We start from the raw sequence: 17721 nt of genomic DNA on the forward strand, positions 1-17721 counted from the left end.
CCTCAGCGATGGTGGCCGTAAGCGCGTGGCTTGGTGTAATAGTCGATCAGCGGCACGGTGATATTTGCCAGCAGAACGGCAAACGCGACGCCGTCCGGATAGCCGCCGTAGGTCCGAATCAGCCAGACCAGTAACCCAATCAGCGCCCCGAAAATCAGGCGGCCCCGGTTGGTGGTTGATGCGGTAACGGGATCGGTTGCGATGAAAAATGCGCCGAGCATCGTTGCCCCGGACAGCAGATGTAGCATCGGTGGCGCGAATTTCTCTGGCGAAATGATCCAGCTTAGCGAGGCGCAGAACATCAACGACAGCAGGAAACTGACCGGAATATGCCAGCGAATGGTGCCGCGCATCAGCAAAAACAGTCCGCCGATAAGAAAACCGATATTCACCCATTGCCAGCCAATACCGGACAGCGATTGAGCAAACATCGGCTGTTGCAGAATGTCTTGCGGCGTTTGGCCAGAGCGCAGGCTGGTTTTAAACGTATCCAGCGGGGTAGCCTGACTGACGCCATCAACGTTGTGCATCAGCTGCTGCATGGTGTACCCGTCAGGCGTCTGTCCGGTAAAGATGATAACTAACGCATCATGGAAACCGACGGGAATGGTTTGCAGCGGAACGGGCGGCAGCCAGCTTGTCATCTGAACCGGGAAAGAGATCAGCAGCACCACATAGCCAATCATCGCGGGGTTAAAAGGGTTTTGCCCTAAGCCGCCATACAGCTGTTTAGCGATAATGATAGCGAAGACGGTTGCCATGACCACCATCCACCAGGGGGCCAGTGGCGGCAGACTGATGCCGAGCAGTACGGCGGTCAATAGTGCGGAGTTGTCTGCCAACGTGGTGCGTACGGCAAATTTCCTCAGTGACAGTGTCACACCTTCTGCGACAAGCGCGGTGGCCGACGCCAGCCCGACCTGAATCAGGTTGCCGTAGCCAAAGAAGTAATACTGCGCCAGCATACCCGGCAGACAGGCCAGAATGACCAGCAGCATGATGCGCTGTGTGCGCTGCTGGTTATGTGTGAACGGTGAACTCGCAATTCTAAAAGCCATTTATTCCTCTTGATATGACGATGCCTGCGCGGCTTTACGGGCTTTAACGCGAGCGATAGCGGCAGCAACGGCAGCCTTACGCGGATCTTCCGGCTCTTGTACTTCAGCAACGGCAGTCGGTTCTGCTACTACGTCAGGAGCAGCCGCCGAAACAGGCGCTTCCACATTTGTTGCAGCTTGCTGCGCGGCTTTACGGGCTTTAACGCGAGCGATAGCGGCGGCAACGGCAGCTTTACGCGGATCTTCCGGCTCTTGTACTTCAACGACGGCAATCGGTTCTGCTACAACGTCAGGGACAGCCGCCGGAACAGGCTCTTCCGTGTTTGTTGCTGGCTGTTGTGCGGCTTTACGAGCTTTAACGCGCGCGATAGCGGCAGCAACGGCAGCTTTACGCGGATCTTCTGGCTCTTGTGCTTCAACGGCGGCGATAGGTTCTGCCACCACGTTGGAAACCGCAGGAGTCGCCGCTTCGTCCGTACTTTCTGGGCTCACTGCCTCAGATTGCTGTGCAGCCTTACGCGCTTTAACCCGTGCCAGAGCGGCGGCCACAGCGGCTTTGCGCGGATCGTCAAGCTCGGCAGAGGGAACCTCGACCGCAGGCGCTTCCTGCTGCGTCGGTTGTTCACGTGCCCGTTCTTCGCGTAACTGTTCTTCACGAGCCTGTGCTTTGCGGGCAGCACGCGCGGCGATGGCGGCACTGTTATCCGGCTGTGCATCGAGGATGACCTCGATTGGCGAACCGACCTCTGTTGCGGCGGTTTGCTTACGGCGTACGCGCTCCAGTGCGGCCTGAACGGCATCTTTATCCGTGGTGGAGACGCTAGCCGCCGCCTTTTTGTGGCGCAGTTCGCGTGCCGCTTTTTCCCGCTCCATACGAGCCTGTTTGGCATCAAAGCGCACTTTGGCCTGTGCGGCACGCTGTGCCTCTTCGTCGATGGCCCGAATTTCGGCCTTTTCCTGACGGTAATACTGCACCAGCGGAATATTGCTGGGGCAGACGTAAGCACAGGCACCGCATTCGATGCAGTCAAACAGATGGTGATTGCGGGCTTTTTCGTGTTCTTGCCCGCGACTGAACCAGTAAAGCTGCTGCGGTAACAGGCCTGCCGGACAGGCATCGGCACATTTGCTACAGCGAATGCAGGATTGTTCTTCAGCAACCGGCTCCATTTCCGTATGTGACGGCGCGAGCAGGCAGTTGCTGATTTTAACGATAGGGACATCCAGCGACGGCAGGGTAAAGCCCATCAGCGGTCCACCCATCACCACCATCGGCTGCTTATTGACGTGGAAGCCGCCCTGTTTGAGCAGGTGACGTACCGGTGTCCCCAGTCGTGCCCAGACGTTGCCGGGCTGGCGCAAGGCTTCACCGGTCAGCGTCACCACGCGTTCGGTGAGCGGCTCGCCGTCGATCACGGCGCGTTTGATGGCGAAAGCCGTTCCGACGTTCTGCATCAATACGCCAATAGCGGCGGAGTGTTTACCGAACGGCACTTCCTTGCCAGTCAGAATCTTGGTGAGCTGCTTGGCACCGCCTGACGGGTATTTGGTTGGGATGACGCGCAGCTGCATGTCGCTGCGTTTGCCCAAGGCCAAACGCAGGGCGCTGATGGCTTCCGGTTTGTTATCTTCGATCCCAATCAGAATGCGTTTCGGCTGCAACAGGAACGACAGAATCTCGACGCCCTGAATAATCTCCTCGGCGCACTCCTGCATGAGTCGATCGTCAGCGGTGATATAGGGTTCACATTCTGCGCCGTTGATAATCAGGGTTTCAATCCCGCGCATCCCGCCTTGTAACTTGGCCGCAGTAGGGAAGCCTGCGCCGCCTAAACCCGCAATGCCAGCCTGATGCAGATGGGCAAGCAGGGTATCGACGCTTTGTTCACGGTAATCCGTCAAGGTTTGGCGTTCGCACCAGCGATCTTCGCCATCCGGCACGATGATGATGCTGAGTTCGGACAAGCCGGAAGGGTGCGCCGTCGTGTGCTGACGAATCGCGTTCACCGTTCCTGACGTCGGGGCGTGAACGGGCAACGTGCGGCCTTTTCCCCGCGTTAACGGCTGACCGCGCAGGACTTTATCGCCGACGCTGACGCAGATCTCGCCTTCCGGGCCAAGATGCTGCTTGAGCGGAATAATGAACTGTTCTGGCAGCGGGATCTGGCGCAGCGGCGTCTGGCTGGACTGCGTCTTCATTTCCGGCGGATGAATGCCTCCGTCGAAATCCCAGATCCTGTCTTTTTTAAAGGCGGAAAACAGCTTAAGCATGTCGTTCTACTTGAATAACGCGTACTGGAATCGTATCGAGATCCCATTTCCAGTTAGCGGGAGTCGGCGCGATAGGACGTAATTCGATACAGTCCGTCGGGCAAGGGGAGACGCAGAGATCGCAGCCGGTGCACAAATCGCTGACGACGGTGTGTACCGCTTTGGTACTGCCGATGATGGCATCAACCGGACAGGCCTGAATGCACTTGGTGCAGCCGATGCAGTTGCTTTCATCGATCCAGGCAACATGGCGTGCGGGGGCCTGAACATCGGCGTCACCTTCCAGCGGCTGCGGATCGACGTTGAGTTTTTCAGCCAGCTTCAGCATCATCGCTTCGCCGCCGGGGCCGCATTTATTAATACTTTCACCGTTCAGCGCGACCGCTTCGGCGTACGGCCGACAGCCAGGGTAGCCGCACTGACCGCACTGGCTTTGTGGCAGCATGGCTTCCACTTCTTCCACGATCGGATCGTTTTCGACTTCAAACCGACGGGAGGCGTAGCCGAGCACCAGACCGAATGCCAGCGCGAGGGCGCTTAATGCCGCAATGGCGATCCAGATAGCGGTCATCAGAATTTCACCAGTCCGGTAAAGCCCATAAACGCCAGCGACATAAGGCCAGCGGTGATCAGCGCGATAGACGAACCGCGGAACGGCGCAGGAATATCCGACACGGCAAGGCGTTCACGAATGGCGGCAAAAAGTACCATCACCAGCGAGAAGCCAGCCGCGCCGCCGAAACCATAAATCGTCGATTGCAGGAAACCGTGTGACAGGTTGATGTTGAGGAGAACCACGCCAAGCACCGCACAGTTGGTGGTAATCAGCGGCAGGAAGATCCCCAGCAGGCGATATAGCTCAGGACTGACTTTGCGCACGAACATCTCGGAAAACTGCACCACCACGGCGAGCACCAGAATAAAGGCCATGGTGCGCAAATAGAGAATATCGAGCGGAACGAGAATAAATTCGTTGATAAGCCAAGAGAACATGGAGCCCAGCGTCATCACAAACGTGGTCGCCATGCCCATGCCAATCGCCGCCTCGAGTTTTTTGGACACGCCCATAAAGGGGCACAGCCCAAGAAACTTCACTAAGACGAAATTATTTACCAGAAGGATGCTAACAAAGAGCAATGCGTATTCGGTCATTACGGTGCCTAGAAAACAAAACCGGACTATTATCAGGCATTGTTGGGTTTTCGACAACATACCCAAAGTAGGGTTATCGCCGTCCCCTTCAAGGGGCGGAAGGTCAGATTCGCTTAATAACAGAAGCGCCGGGCTATTATACAGTAACGAGCGGAGCGTTCTGCGTAATATCCCGGAAGGAAATTATTGCATAACTATTCTTTTTGTTGCGAACAACTACAGAACGTGATGCCAGACAGATTTTGGCACGCAGCCGAGATCGAACAAGCGCCCGCCGGATGCCAACTCAGCCCGCCGATGGTCCGCAGCACGATACATGTTGATGATTTCCTGACTGTCTGTCAGAGAATAATTGAGGTGATCAAAGAGTTTTTCCAGACTTTCTGTTGAGCTGACTTTCCTGAATTTGAGCAAATAGTCATGAACGGTCATGGTGATTGGTCTAATAGTTATGTGGTTGAGATGACTAAGTATATTCAAGCAAAAAAGCCTGTCTAGAGGGCGATGTAATAAAGTACGCTTATTTTTCAACAACAAACAAATGAAAATGAAAAATAACGGATTGACAGAAAAATGTGATGGCGTTTCGGGCAATGTCGGGCAACAGGGCGATGGAAAATCAGCGCGTGGGATGGAAAAGGCTTATAGATAAAAAGTACCGATAAAGGGGCAGACTGTTCACGGACGACTTATCCATAGACAACCGGCCCCTGAGAGCGGGCTTAGCGGCTACAAAGTTTGTAATACACCTCGTTCCAGCGCAGCGCATCTTTGAATTCGTGGAGTCGGGTTTCGTTATCGATCACCAGCAGTTCAATGTTCTGCATCTCAGCGTAGAGCCGCATGTGTTCAAGATCCAACGCCTGACTAAAGACGGTGTGGTGCGCACCGCCAGCCAGAATCCAGGCTTCGGCCGCCACTTCCAGCGACGGTTGGGCTTTCCAGATGGCACGGGCAACCGGCAGTTTCGGCAGCGGGCGCGGCTGTTCGATGGTATCGACCAGATTAACCAGCATTCTGAAACGGTCGCCCATATCGATCACACTGGCGTTGAGGGACGGCCCGGCCGGCGTTGAGAAAATCAAACGGGCAGGGTCGGCTTTGCCGCCAATACCAAGGTATTGCGCATCCAGGATCGGTTTCTGTTCTTTCGCAATCGTCGGGCAGACTTCCAGCATGTGGGAGCCGACGACCAGATCGTTACCGTTCTGGAAGTTATAGGTGTAGTCCTCCATGAAGGACGTCCCGCCCGACAATCCGCCGGCCATGACTTTCATAATGCGCAGCAGCGCAGCGGTTTTCCAGTCGCCTTCGCCACCGAAGCCGTAGCCTTGCTGCATCAGGCGCTGCACCGCCAGCCCTGGTAGCTGTTTCAGGCCATACAGGTTTTCAAAATCGGTAGTGAACGCGTGATAACCGCCTTGTTCCAGAAAGCGTTTCATCCCGAGTTCAATCTGTGCCGCATCCAGCAGGTTCTGACGGTTCGCGCCGTTGAGTTTCACCGCATCCGTCAACTGGTAGCTGGCTTCGTATTCTTCGATCAGCGCATCGATATCGCCTTTGGATACGGCATCAACCACGGCGGTTAAGTCGCCCAGCCCCCAGGCGCTGACGGAGTAGCCGAACTGGATCTGTGCGCCGACTTTATCGCCTTCGGTGACGGCGACTTCACGCATGTTGTCGCCAAAGCGCGCAACCTTCAGCTGTTTGCTTTCCTGAATGGCGGCGGCAACCCGCATCCATTTGCCGATACGGGCATGGGCGTTCTTATCTTGCCAGTGGCCGACGACAACCTGATGCGCCTGCCGCATCCGGGCACCGATGAAGCCAAATTCACGTCCACCGTGCGCGGTTTGGTTCAGGTTCATGAAATCCATGTCCATGGTGTCCCACGGCACTTCGGCATTGAACTGGGTGTGGAATTGCAGCAGGGGTTTACTGAGTACGCTCAGGCCGCCAATCCACATTTTGGCCGGAGAGAAGGTATGCAGCCAGGTCAGCAGACCGATACAGTTATCCTGATAGTTGGCATCGCGACACAGTGCCAGAATTTCGTCTGGCGTTTTCACCAGCGGTTTCAACACCAGCTTAACTGGCAGGTTGGCCTGTTGATTTAATCCGGCGACGACTTTTTCCGCGTTCTCTTTTACCTGACGTAACGTTTCCGGTCCGTAGAGGTGTTGGCTACCGATGACAAACCAGACTTCAAGCTGCTTAAAATGATCCATGATGACTCCTGTAACGTGATCCCCAGAGGGATAAAAATTAGTTTTTTGCCGTAGACGTTGGGCTATAGGCCGGTTCCGCGAGGCGGCACCACTGCTGATAGCGCTCATAAAGCTGCTGATAACGGGCAACGCGCTGGCTATCCGGCATTAAGGTGCGTTCTATGCCGCTGGCCATATGCTGCTGTGCCGTTGGGATATCGCCGTGAACGCCAGCGGCGACGGCGGCAAAGATCGCCGCACCGAGTGCACAGCACTGATCGGAAGCGACGATCTGCAAGGGACGATTCATCACGTCGGTACACACCTGCATGATGACGGGGGATTTCCGTGCGATGCCGCCCAGCGCCAGCACGTTCTCGACGGGAACGCCCTGATCTTCAAAGCACTCCATAATCGCGCGCGCGCCAAAGGCCGTCGCAGCGATGAAACCGCCGAACAGCGTGGGGGCATCAGTGCCCAGATTAAGATCGGTAATCACGCCTTTCAGTCGCTGATTGGCGAACGGCGTTCTGCGGCCGTTGAACCAGTCCAGCACGACAGGCAGGTGATCCAGCGTCGGGTTCTCCGCCCAGCTGTGCGTCAGCCGCTCCAGCAGTTTGGCTTCCATCGCCTGTAATGAGGTTTTGAGTTCAGGATGATCTTTCGCGGCTTCCTGTAACGACCAGCCCAGCAGTCGCCCAAACCAGGCGTACATGTCGCCGAAGGCGGACTGCCCGGCTTCGAGGCCGATGTAGCCGGGAACAACGCTGCCGTCGACCTGCCCACAGATACCGGCGATGGTGCGATCGGCAATGCGGGCGTCGTCGGCGATCAGAATGTCGCAGGTGGACGTGCCAATCACTTTAACCAGCGTATACGGCTGTGCGCCCGCGCCGACGGTGCCGACGTGGCAGTCAAACGCGCCGCCCGAGAGAATGACTGTTTCGGGGATGCCAAGCCGCTGTGCCCACTCGGCGGTGATGGTGCCGACTGGCTGTTCGGCGGTCCAGGTATCGGTAAACAGTGGGTACTGCAATGTCTCGGTCAGGCAAGGATCGAGCGCGTGTAAGAAATCTTTCGGCGGCAGTCCGCCCCAGCTCGGGTGCCAAAGTGATTTGTGTCCGGCGCTGCACCGTCCGCGGCGAATATCGGCAGGTGCTTGCGTACCGGAAAGCAGGGCGGGCACCCAGTCACAAAGCTCTATCCAGGAAACGGCGGCCTGACGCACCGCCTCATCGTCGCGGGAAACATGCAGAATTTTGGCCCAGAACCACTCGGACGAATAAACGCCGCCGATATAGCGGGTGTAATCCGGGAATTGGCCGCTACGGCACAGCGCGTTGATGGCTTCTGCTTCTTCTATTGCCGTGTGGTCTTTCCACAGCACGAACATGGCATTGGGGTTGTCGGCAAACTCGGGACGTAGTGCGAGGATCTGACCTTGCTCATCAATCGGAGCGGGAGTTGACCCGGTTGAGTCTACGCCAATACCGATGATGCTCTGCCGCTGTTCGTTCGTCAGGCGTGAAACCACGACCTTAACCGCCTGTTCCAGCGATTCAATATAGTCCAGTGGATGGTGTCGGAACTGGTTGTTGGCAGGCTGACAATATTTCCCCTCGCGCCAGCGGGGGTAGTAGACCACTTCTGTTTCCAGCTCTTGTCCGCTTTGGCAGTCAACGGCTAAGGCGCGCACCGAATCACTGCCGAAGTCGAGACCAATCGTAATAGCGCCCGCACTCATGCTTTGCTCCTCATTAATCCCAGATCGTTGGTGTTTACGATGGCAGGGATAACGAGAGGCGGTGAGGAGCGGTTAGCTGGAAGTATGTATTTTTCTGTCGCCAGCAGCCATTTTGTGAAGCTGGTCAAAGGTTAATGATTGGTTAAATTCGCTAAATGTATGCACAAACCTGTCATTGTTCCGGACTGTGATAAAGCTCTACATTCTTGCCGGGAATAACGACTAAAACATAAAGCGTCTGAATGCTACTGAGTAAAGGAATCGTGCTAAGTCTGTGTTTTTCCTTTATCCAGACCGGAAATACCCTACCAGGAACTCGAACTCGTTTCAGCGTTGCTGACGAATGAAAAGATAATTACACCGGAGAACATCATGCATAAATTCACTAAGGCGCTGGCAGCAATCGGGTTGGCCGCTGTTATGTCACAATCAGCTATGGCAGAGAACTTGAAGCTGGGTTTTCTGGTTAAACAGCCGGAGGAACCGTGGTTCCAGACGGAATGGAAGTTTGCTGATAAAGCAGGAAAAGACCTTGGTTTTGATGTGATAAAAATTGCGGTTCCCGATGGTGAGAAGACTCTGAACGCGATCGACAGTCTGGCGGCCAGTGGCGCGAAAGGCTTCGTTATCTGTACGCCGGATCCGAAGTTGGGGCCAGCCATTATGGCGAAAGCGCGCAGCTACGATCTGAAAGTGATCGCGGTTGATGACCAGTTCGTGAATGCCAAAGGCCAACCGATGGATACGGTGCCGTTGGTGATGATGGCAGCCACCAAAATTGGCGAGCGTCAGGGTCAGGAACTGTATAAAGAGATGACCAAACGCGGCTGGAAAGTAGAGGAAACCGCCGTGATGGCGATTACCGCTGATGAGCTGGATACCGCACGTCGCCGCACGACTGGCTCCATGGACGCGCTGAAAACTGCAGGATTCCCGGAAAAACAGATCTACAAAGTGCCGACCAAATCTAACGATATCCCCGGTGCATTTGACGCCGCTAACTCCATGCTGGTTCAGCATCCGGGCGTGAAAAACTGGCTGATTATCGGCATGAACGACAACACCGTGCTGGGTGGCGTGCGTGCAACGGAAGGTCAGGGCTTTAAAGCCGCAAACGTCATTGGTATCGGTATCAACGGCGTGGATGCGGTGAGCGAGCTGTCTAAAGGTCAGGCAACGGGCTTCTTTGGTTCACTGCTCCCGAGCCCGGATATCCACGGTTACAAGAGTATCCAGATGCTGAATGACTGGGTGACCAAAGGCGTTGAGCCGGAGAAATTCACCGAAGTGACCGACGTGGTGCTGATCACTCGTGACAACTTTAAGGTCGAACTGGAGAAAAAAGGCCTGATGTAATCACGCCTGATTTCGTAAAGACGCGGATAACGTCGGTCAGCATGACGCTGGTCGACGTTATCCTGATCGAAGTTATCCGCGCTCTACCTGCATCGTTATGAGGAAACAGACATGACAGCACAGTCACCCTATTTGTCGTTTCATGGGATTGGTAAAGAATTTCCCGGTGTTAAGGCGCTTTCGGATATCAGTTTTTCCTGCCATGCCGGCCAGATCCATGCATTGATGGGGGAAAACGGGGCGGGCAAGTCGACGCTGTTAAAGATCCTGAGCGGTAACTATTCACCGTCAGCGGGCGAGATCCATATTCAGGGTAAACCTGTACAGTTCAACAACACGATGGATGCCCTGAATGCGGGCGTTGCCATCATTTATCAGGAACTGCATCTGGTGCCGGAAATGACGGTCGCCGAGAACATCTATTTAGGTCAGCTGCCGCATAAATACGGCATGGTGAACAATTCGATACTGCGCTATGAAGCCAAACTTCAGTTGCAGCATCTGGGACTGGATATCGATCCTGATACCCCGCTGAAATACCTCTCTATCGGGCAATGGCAGATGGTGGAAATCGCCAAAGCGCTGGCCCGTAATGCCAAAGTTATTGCTTTTGATGAGCCGACCAGTTCGCTGTCTGCCCGTGAAATCGAGCAGCTTTTCCGTGTGATTACGGAATTGCGCAGTGAAGGCCGGGTCATTTTGTACGTTTCGCACCGGATGGAAGAAATTTTTGCGCTGAGCGATGCCATTACCGTGTTTAAAGATGGCCGCTACGTGCGCACGTTCGACGATATGCAGCAGGTGAACCATGAATCGCTGGTACAGGCGATGGTAGGGCGTAACCTGGGGGATATCTATGGCTATACGCCGCGTCCGCACGGCGAAGAACGTCTGACGCTGAAAGACGTAAAAGCGCCGGGCGTGAAATCCACGGTTTCCCTGAACGTGAAGCAGGGGGAAATTGTCGGGCTATTTGGTCTGGTAGGCGCTGGCCGCAGCGAACTGATGAAAGGGCTGTTTGGCGCGACCAAAATCACCAGTGGCCAGGTGCTGTTGGATGGCAAACCGCTGGTGGTGAATTCCCCCATCGATGCGATTCGGCAGGGCGTGATGCTTTGTCCGGAAGATCGTAAGGCAGACGGCATCATCCCGGTGCACTCGGTACGTGACAACATCAATATCAGCGCAAGGCGTAAGAGCCTGAAAGCCGGTTTTATTATTAATAATCAGTGGGAAGCGGATAACGCCTCGAAGCGCATTGCGGCGTTGAACATCAAAACGCCGTCCGATGAACAGCTGATTATGAATCTTTCCGGGGGAAACCAGCAGAAAGCCATTCTTGGCCGCTGGCTGTCCGAAGAGATGAAAGTCATTTTGCTCGATGAACCTACGCGCGGCATCGACGTCGGCGCGAAGCACGAAATTTATCATGTCATCTATGAACTGGCGAATCAGGGGATCGCGGTGCTGTTTGCCTCCAGCGATTTACCAGAAGTGCTTGGGCTGGCCGACCGGATTGTCGTCATGCGCGAAGGTGCCGTCTCTGGCGAACTGCTGCATACCGATGCCACAGAGCAGAAGGTGCTCAGTCTGGCTATGTTACGAACCCCCGATATCGAATCTGCGGTTGCCTGACCGCGAAGGAGCAAAATAATGTCAACGGTTACGTCTACAACCTCAGAAAAGAAGAAAAACGGTATGGGATTGTCCCGCATTTGGGATAACTACGGCATGCTGGTGGTGTTTGCTGTGCTGTTTCTTGGCTGTGCGATTTTCGTCCCGAACTTCGCGACGTTTATCAATATGAAAGGACTGGGGCTGGCGATCTCCATGTCCGGTATGGTGGCCTGTGGGATGCTGTTCTGTCTGGCTTCCGGTGACTTTGACCTGTCGGTTGCGTCAATCATTGCCTGTGCTGGCGTGGCGACGGCGGTGGTGATCAACATCAGTGAAAGCCTGTGGATCGGGGTCAGTGCCGGGCTGCTGCTGGGCGTGGCATTCGGTTTGCTCAACGGTTTTGTGATTGCCCGTTTGAAGATCAACGCGCTGATCACCACGCTGGCGACGATGCAGATCGCCCGTGGTCTGGCGTACATCATTTCCGATGGTAAAGCGGTAGGGATTCAGGATGAGCGTTTCTTCGAACTGGGCTATGCCAACTGGCTGGGTTTGCCTGCGCCAATCTGGATCACCATCGGCTGCATGATTCTGTTTGGCCTGCTGCTGAATAAAACCACCTTTGGCCGCAACACGCTGGCGATTGGGGGCAATGAAGAGGCAGCGCGTCTGGCCGGGGTACCGGTGGTACGCACCAAGATCATTATTTTCGCCTTGTCCGGCCTGGTATCGGCGGCGGCGGGGATCATTCTGGCATCGCGTATGACCAGCGGCCAGCCGATGACCTCCATCGGGTATGAGCTGATTGTGATTTCTGCCTGTGTGCTGGGCGGCGTGTCGCTGAAAGGCGGGATCGGTAAAATTTCTTACGTGGTGGCCGGCGTGCTGATTTTGGGGACGGTGGAGAACGCGATGAACCTGCTGAACATCTCTCCGTTTGCCCAGTATGTGGTGCGCGGTCTGATTCTGCTGGCAGCGGTTATCTTCGACCGCTACAAACAGCTGGCGAAGAAAACGGTATAAATGCCTGTGCGGCAGGTCAGAGCCTGCCGCTTTCTCTCATAACTAGCGTGTACCGGAGGCTCGATGTATCACCGTATGGCGCATGAATCTCAGCCTAATCCGCTGCTGCCGGGATATTCGTTCAACGCTTATCTTGTGGCCGGCCTGACGCCGATTCTGGCAGAAGGGCCGCTCGACTTCTTTATCGATCGTCCCGATGGCATGAAAGGCTACATCATTAACCTCACCATGAAAGGACAGGGTCAGGTCTTTGATGGCGATGAGACCTTTTTCTGTAATCCCGGTGACCTGCTGCTGTTCCCGCCGAAATCGAAGCATTTTTATGGTCGATCGCCGAGCAGCGATTGCTGGTATCACCGCTGGGTCTATTTTCGCCCGCGCGCCTACTGGGCGGATTGGCTGGAATGGCATACCAAAAGCAGCGGCATTGGTCGTATGAGCCTGCCGAATAACCAACTGCTGCTGGAATTCGATAGGCTGTTTGCCAATATCGAGCAGACGCAGCGTTCCGGACGTCGTTTTTCAGAAGAGCTGGGTATGAATCTGCTGGAGCGGCTGTTGCTCCGCGCGATGGAAGAAGATCCGCAAAGCCCGCAGAAGATCATGGATCCGCGCGTGATAGAAGCCTGCCAGTTTATTACCAGTAATCTGGCTGGAGAGCTGCGTATTGACGAAGTCGCGCGGCACGTTTGTCTGTCGCCGTCGCGGTTGGCGCATCTGTTCCGTGAACAGGTGGGCATTAATATTCTGCGCTGGCGTGAAGATCAGCGCGTGATTCGCGCCAAGCTGTTATTGCAGACGACGCAGGAATCTATTGCCAACATTGGTCGCGTGGTGGGGTATGACGATCAGCTCTACTTCTCACGCGTGTTCCGTAAGCGGGTCGGCGTCAGCCCCAGCGATTTCCGCCGCCGCAGCAGTGAAATCAACTATCCGGCCGCCAAAACGCTGCCCGTGGCATGGGGAGAGCGGATGCCCAGCGCCGTGAGCGGCTAGCGAACTAAAACGCATCAGATTCCCCTGGCGATTATCCCTCTCTGCAATCTGGCGGATGACGGGTATATACTGAGTGAGAAATCACAAAGTCAAAATAAGCTAAGGGGAATCGTCATGAGTGAGACCGTTCGTGTTGGACTGCTGGGCTATGGCTATGCCAGTAAGACATTCCACGCGCCGTTGATTGCAGGTACGACGGGTATGGAGCTGGTGGCCGTGTCCAGCAGCAGTGCTGAAAAAGTGCATGCAGATTGGGCAAATCTGCGAGTAGAGAAAGACCCTCAGGCGTTATTTAACGATCCCGATATTGACCTCATTGTTATTCCTACCCCCAATGACACGCACTTCCCGCTGGCGAAACAGGCGCTGGAAGCGGGCAAGCATGTCGTCGTCGACAAACCTTTTACGGTGACGTTGTCACAAGCATACGACTTGGGCGCCATCGCCGACCGTGTCGGAAAGATGCTTTCTGTTTTCCATAACCGCCGTTGGGACAGCGATTTTCTGACGCTGAAACAGCTGCTGGCGGCGGGAACGTTAGGAAATGTGGTGTATATGGAATCGCATTTCGATCGCTTCCGCCCCGAAGTGCGCCAGCGCTGGCGTGAAGACGGTAGTGAAGGCAGCGGGATTTGGTACGATCTTGGGCCGCACTTGCTGGATCAGGCGCTGGAGCTGTTTGGCTTGCCGGTGGCGATTCAGGTCGACATGGCACGGTTGAGGCCTGGCAGTAAGGCAATTGATTATTTCCACGCGACGCTGATTTACCCGCAACGCCGGGTTGTCCTGCATGCCAGTATGCTGGTGGCCGCCGCATCTGCCCGCTATATCGTGCATGGCACACGCGGCAGCTTTGTAAAGTACGGCCTTGACCCACAGGAAGATCGCCTGAAGGCGGGTGAACGTCCACCGCTGGCCGACTGGGGGCAGGATAAGCACGATGGCGTGCTGACGCTGTCTCGCGATGGCATAACGGCGGAACAAACGATCGCCACGATTCCGGGTAATTATCCGGCCTACTATGCGGCAGTGCGCGATGCGCTGACGGGTAAAGGCGAAAACCCCGTCAGCGTGCATCAGGCGATTCAGGTGATGGAACTGATTGAGCTGGGGCTGCTTTCCCACGAGCAGAAAAAAGCCGTCACGGTGAAAAATAGCTAGATTTACCGCGTTTTATTCCAGATAGTTAATGGTTTGTTTAAACAGGCGATCTTAGGATCGCCCTAGACTGCTGAGAAAATCAATCGAACGGTGATAATGGTCGAGGGTAAAAATGCGGTACATGCGTCTTTTACGCTCAATTTATGATGTTCGGAAGGCGCTTCTGATGCCTTTATCTCATTACTACCGTTTTCTGTCTGTAAACAGATTTATCGGCTCAGATTTCTAGATTTACATTTAGTCATAGATAACTTTGGGCGATCCTCGGATCGCCCGTATTGTTAGGGTGTTCATTCGGCTAATAACAGGCTAGGGGAAAGGTGTCGGGCATGGGGTGGTTACAACGGTTACGCATTGATAAATTCTTATTGGTTCTGATTCTGGTGGTGGTGACGGCGTCGATTCTTCCTGCTGAAGGCTCCGTGAAGGTTTTCTTTGAGCACTTGACCACTGCGGCGATTGCTCTGCTGTTCTTTATGCACGGCGCGAAGCTATCGCGTGAAGCGATTAGTGCGGGTATGGGGCACTGGCGTTTGCATCTGGTGGTGTTTGCCAGCACGTTTATTCTGTTCCCGCTGCTGGGAATCGGCATGAGTCTGCTGTCGCCCGTTGTGCTGACGCCGACCTTGTATCTGGGTTTCCTCTATCTGTGTGCGCTACCGGCGACGGTGCAGTCGGCGATTGCTTATACCTCAATGGCGGGGGGGAACGTCGCAGCGGCGATCTGTAGCGCCTCGGCATCCAGTATTTTGGGCGTATTTCTCTCGCCGATTCTGGTCGGTTTGCTGATGCATACGCAAGGGGGCGAAACGGACACGCTGCACGCTATTGGTTCTATTATCATGCAGTTAATGGTGCCTTTCGTGATTGGACATCTGTCTCGTCCATTGATTGCCAAGTGGGTTGAACGCAACCGTAAGCTGATTAATATTACTGACCGGTCATCGATTCTTTTGGTGGTGTATGTCGCCTTCAGCGAAGCGGTTGTGCAGGGAATTTGGGGACAGATCAACGTTTGGTCATTGCTTGCCGTTGTCGGCTGTTCGATCGTGCTGCTAGCGATTGTGCTGGTGGTGAATACGCTGGTTGCTCGTAAGCTGGGCTTTAATACTGCTGATGAGATCACCATCGTATTCTGCGGCTCGAAGAAGAGCCTGGCGAATGGGATTCCGATGGCAAACGTGCTATTTCCTGCCGCCGCTGTCGGTGCGATGGTGCTGCCGCTGATGATTTTCCACCAAATTCAGCTGATGGTCTGCGCTGCGCTGGCTCAGCGCTATGCCAAGCGTATAAACAAGGAACAGGATACGCCTCGCCAGTAAGAGATTATCGGTCTCTCGCATCATACAAAACGCCCTCGGTCTACACAGGCCGAGGGCGTTGTCATTTGTAACAAACACTTGTAACTCCGCGGAAACACAAGAAATAATCTATTACAGTGATAGTTTCATTGTGGTGTTACTTTTTTGTTGCGTTACGTTATAACAATAATCGCTCATCGAGATGTGTTGGCGATAGAGCAAGACACAGTTAATGATAATTATTATTTTGAGATCGAGGGAAATATGTTTAAAAAAACGGTGTTAACTTTAGCGATGTTAGGGACGCTGGCTTCTGCATCTGTGCAGGCTGCTCAGAGTGCACAATGTGTAAAAACCAGTCAAAAAGAGATAGCGTCGTTATTTGACCGTTGGAATGCATCGCTGAAAACGGGCGATGCGAAGCAAGTTGCGAAAAACTATGCGTCAGACGCGGTGCTGCTGCCAACGCTGTCCGATCAACCGCGTACGACTGACGCAGAGCGCATTGATTACTTCGAACATTTCCTGGCGAAAAAGCCGGTTGGTAAGATTGACACCAGCACGATCCGTATCGGCTGTAATAAGGCCGTTGATACCGGAACCTACACCTTCACATTCGGTGATGGTAGCGTAGCCAAAGCGCGCTATACCTACACTTACGGTTGGGACGTGAAACAGAAGAAGTGGTTGATTACGTCGCACCACTCCTCAGCGAACCCTGCTAGTTGATCTCTGTAATTTATTTTTAACAATCACGCATCAAGCGGCTAACAAAAGTTAGCCGTTTTTTATGTGCTGATGATAAAAATTACTGCGCAGTACCGCGTTTACGCAGAACCTTTTCACGCAACTGCTGCTTTTCCTGCTCGCTGATAAACGCAATGTTCAGGCCATTTTCCTGCGCTTTGCGGGTTTCTACCGCCGTCAGGCCAGCAAGTGGCGCCGCAATTTCATATTCGTGACGGATCTCTATGCCCTGAACCGCCGGGTCATCCGTATTAATCGTGGCGGGAATTTCATAACGCAGGAAGTGGACGAGCGGATGCTTATCCAGTGATTCCACGGTGCTGGTTTGAATGTTAGACGTCAGGCAGGATTCAATGCCGATCCCATGCTCCGCCATGTGTGTCATCAGGCGAGGATCGATAATGGCGGTGACGCCGTGTCCGATGCGCTCAGCACCCAGATGGTTAATCGCCTGCCAGATACTTTCTGGCCCAGCCGCTTCACCCGCGTGAACCGTAATGTGCCAGCCAGCATCGCGGGCTTGTCGGAAATGCGAAGTAAACTGCGCGCCGGGGTAACCCAATTCATCACCTGCCAGATCGAGCGCAACGATGCGATCGCGCTGGGACAGCAGGGCATCCAGCTCTTGCTGGCAGGCCTCAGTGCCGAATGTCCGGCTCATGATACCAATCAGACGGATATCGGTATCGAAATCACGGCAGCCTGCGGTAATGCCGTCGATCACCGCTTCAACAACGCCAGCAACCGGCAGTTTATGATTCATTGCCATATAGTAGGGAGAGAAACGCAGTTCTGCGTAATCCAGCCCGGCTTTCACGGCATCTTCAACGTTCTCGTAAGCCACGCGGCGGCAGGCATCCAGTGAACCGAGCACGGCCACGCCCCAATCGAGCTTTTGTAAAAAACTCAGTAAGTCAGGTTCGTTCTTGGTGACCTGGACGTGAGGGCGGAGCGCGTCAAGATCGCTGGCGGGTAACGCTATATTGTACTGGCGCCCTAGCTCCAGAATACTCTGGGCGCGGATATTACCATCTAAATGGCGGTGGATATCCGTCAACGGCAGGAGTGAATCAATCATAATGTTATTG

At 54.5% G+C, this 17721-nt stretch carries 15 protein-coding genes; 7 read left to right on the forward strand and 8 right to left on the reverse strand.

The annotated features are described in order from the left end of the window. Positions 1-2: 2 nt before the first annotated feature. The 7 genes from rsxD to NXT09_RS03385 form a co-directional block, all read right to left on the reverse strand. Positions 3-1058 (reverse strand): electron transport complex subunit RsxD, encoded by a 1056-nt coding sequence (rsxD, locus tag NXT09_RS03355; RefSeq protein WP_268578854.1) that lies wholly within the window; start codon positions 1056-1058, stop codon positions 3-5. After that, entirely contained in the window at positions 1059-3329 is a 2271-nt protein-coding gene (gene rsxC, locus NXT09_RS03360; RefSeq protein ID WP_268578855.1) for an electron transport complex subunit RsxC, read from the reverse strand. It abuts the gene before it with no gap. Further along, positions 3322-3900, reverse strand: a complete 579-nt coding sequence (gene rsxB / locus NXT09_RS03365) for an electron transport complex subunit RsxB (protein ID WP_039473065.1) — start codon at positions 3898-3900, stop codon at positions 3322-3324. The genes rsxC and rsxB overlap by 8 nt, the downstream gene beginning before the upstream one ends. Beyond that, positions 3900-4481, reverse strand: coding sequence for an electron transport complex subunit RsxA (gene rsxA, locus NXT09_RS03370; RefSeq protein ID WP_010275190.1), 582 nt, complete (start codon positions 4479-4481; stop codon positions 3900-3902). Before rsxA ends, rsxB begins: the two co-directional genes overlap by 1 nt. Before the next feature lie 216 nt (positions 4482-4697). Further along, positions 4698-4913 (reverse strand): transcription modulator YdgT, encoded by a 216-nt coding sequence (gene ydgT, locus NXT09_RS03375; protein WP_010275188.1) that lies wholly within the window; start codon positions 4911-4913, stop codon positions 4698-4700. A 290-nt stretch (positions 4914-5203) separates the two neighbouring features. Next, positions 5204-6709, reverse strand: a complete 1506-nt coding sequence (gene araA, locus NXT09_RS03380) for an L-arabinose isomerase (RefSeq protein WP_240585322.1) — start codon at positions 6707-6709, stop codon at positions 5204-5206. 37 nt (positions 6710-6746) lie between these two features. Continuing rightward, positions 6747-8432: a ribulokinase gene (locus tag NXT09_RS03385; RefSeq protein WP_268578856.1), complete on the reverse strand. Its 1686-nt coding sequence runs from the start codon at positions 8430-8432 to the stop codon at positions 6747-6749. A gap of 372 nt (positions 8433-8804) precedes the next feature. Between NXT09_RS03385 and NXT09_RS03390 the strand changes: the two genes are divergently transcribed. The 7 genes from NXT09_RS03390 to NXT09_RS03420 all read left to right on the forward strand — a co-directional run bounded on the left by NXT09_RS03390 (position 8805) and on the right by NXT09_RS03420 (position 16615). After that, on the forward strand, positions 8805-9788 hold the full coding sequence (locus NXT09_RS03390) for an arabinose ABC transporter substrate-binding protein (protein ID WP_205550467.1): 984 nt from the start codon (positions 8805-8807) through the stop codon (positions 9786-9788). Between the two features lie 111 nt (positions 9789-9899). Further along, on the forward strand, positions 9900-11423 hold the full coding sequence (araG, locus tag NXT09_RS03395; protein WP_205550465.1) for an L-arabinose ABC transporter ATP-binding protein AraG: 1524 nt from the start codon (positions 9900-9902) through the stop codon (positions 11421-11423). 18 nt (positions 11424-11441) lie between these two features. Further along, positions 11442-12428 carry an L-arabinose ABC transporter permease AraH gene (gene araH, locus NXT09_RS03400; RefSeq protein ID WP_268578857.1) on the forward strand — a complete coding sequence of 329 codons (987 nt, stop codon included), beginning with the start codon at positions 11442-11444 and terminating at the stop codon, positions 12426-12428. 63 nt (positions 12429-12491) lie between these two features. After that, complete coding sequence (gene araC, locus NXT09_RS03405) at positions 12492-13424, forward strand: arabinose operon transcriptional regulator AraC (RefSeq protein ID WP_010275170.1); 933 nt, start codon at positions 12492-12494, stop codon at positions 13422-13424. A gap of 114 nt (positions 13425-13538) precedes the next feature. Further along, positions 13539-14585: an oxidoreductase gene (locus NXT09_RS03410; protein WP_014915368.1), complete on the forward strand. Its 1047-nt coding sequence runs from the start codon at positions 13539-13541 to the stop codon at positions 14583-14585. A 329-nt stretch (positions 14586-14914) separates the two neighbouring features. Then, positions 14915-15907, forward strand: coding sequence for a bile acid:sodium symporter family protein (locus tag NXT09_RS03415; RefSeq protein ID WP_268578858.1), 993 nt, complete (start codon positions 14915-14917; stop codon positions 15905-15907). Between the two features lie 243 nt (positions 15908-16150). Further along, complete coding sequence (locus tag NXT09_RS03420; RefSeq protein ID WP_205550457.1) at positions 16151-16615, forward strand: SgcJ/EcaC family oxidoreductase; 465 nt, start codon at positions 16151-16153, stop codon at positions 16613-16615. Positions 16616-16694: 79 nt separating this feature from the next. On the opposite strand, the gene add is transcribed toward NXT09_RS03420, so the two are convergent. Further along, the gene (add, locus tag NXT09_RS03425; RefSeq protein WP_268578859.1) at positions 16695-17711 is read right to left on the reverse strand and encodes an adenosine deaminase; all 1017 of its coding nucleotides are present in this window, start codon (positions 17709-17711) and stop codon (positions 16695-16697) included. Between the last annotated feature and the right edge of the window lie 10 nt (positions 17712-17721).

Origin of the sequence: Pectobacterium jejuense, assembly GCF_026800125.1 — a bacterium.
Lineage (GTDB): Bacteria > Pseudomonadota > Gammaproteobacteria > Enterobacterales > Enterobacteriaceae > Pectobacterium > Pectobacterium jejuense.

What these genes read in the sequence shown, in the direction of transcription:
- rsxD (WP_268578854.1), bottom strand. Translation starts at nt 1,058, where the DNA reads ATGGCTTTTAGAATTGCGAGTTCACCGTTCACACATAACCAGCAGCGC.
- rsxC (WP_268578855.1), bottom strand. Translation starts at nt 3,329, where the DNA reads ATGCTTAAGCTGTTTTCCGCCTTTAAAAAAGACAGGATCTGGGATTTC.
- rsxB (WP_039473065.1), bottom strand. Translation starts at nt 3,900, where the DNA reads ATGACCGCTATCTGGATCGCCATTGCGGCATTAAGCGCCCTCGCGCTG.
- rsxA (WP_010275190.1), bottom strand. Translation starts at nt 4,481, where the DNA reads ATGACCGAATACGCATTGCTCTTTGTTAGCATCCTTCTGGTAAATAAT.
- ydgT (WP_010275188.1), bottom strand. Translation starts at nt 4,913, where the DNA reads ATGACCGTTCATGACTATTTGCTCAAATTCAGGAAAGTCAGCTCAACA.
- araA (WP_240585322.1), bottom strand. Translation starts at nt 6,709, where the DNA reads ATGGATCATTTTAAGCAGCTTGAAGTCTGGTTTGTCATCGGTAGCCAA.
- NXT09_RS03385 (WP_268578856.1), bottom strand. Translation starts at nt 8,432, where the DNA reads ATGAGTGCGGGCGCTATTACGATTGGTCTCGACTTCGGCAGTGATTCG.
- NXT09_RS03390 (WP_205550467.1), top strand. Translation starts at nt 8,805, where the DNA reads ATGCATAAATTCACTAAGGCGCTGGCAGCAATCGGGTTGGCCGCTGTT.
- araG (WP_205550465.1), top strand. Translation starts at nt 9,900, where the DNA reads ATGACAGCACAGTCACCCTATTTGTCGTTTCATGGGATTGGTAAAGAA.
- araH (WP_268578857.1), top strand. Translation starts at nt 11,442, where the DNA reads ATGTCAACGGTTACGTCTACAACCTCAGAAAAGAAGAAAAACGGTATG.
- araC (WP_010275170.1), top strand. Translation starts at nt 12,492, where the DNA reads ATGTATCACCGTATGGCGCATGAATCTCAGCCTAATCCGCTGCTGCCG.
- NXT09_RS03410 (WP_014915368.1), top strand. Translation starts at nt 13,539, where the DNA reads ATGAGTGAGACCGTTCGTGTTGGACTGCTGGGCTATGGCTATGCCAGT.
- NXT09_RS03415 (WP_268578858.1), top strand. Translation starts at nt 14,915, where the DNA reads ATGGGGTGGTTACAACGGTTACGCATTGATAAATTCTTATTGGTTCTG.
- NXT09_RS03420 (WP_205550457.1), top strand. Translation starts at nt 16,151, where the DNA reads ATGTTTAAAAAAACGGTGTTAACTTTAGCGATGTTAGGGACGCTGGCT.
- add (WP_268578859.1), bottom strand. Translation starts at nt 17,711, where the DNA reads ATGATTGATTCACTCCTGCCGTTGACGGATATCCACCGCCATTTAGAT.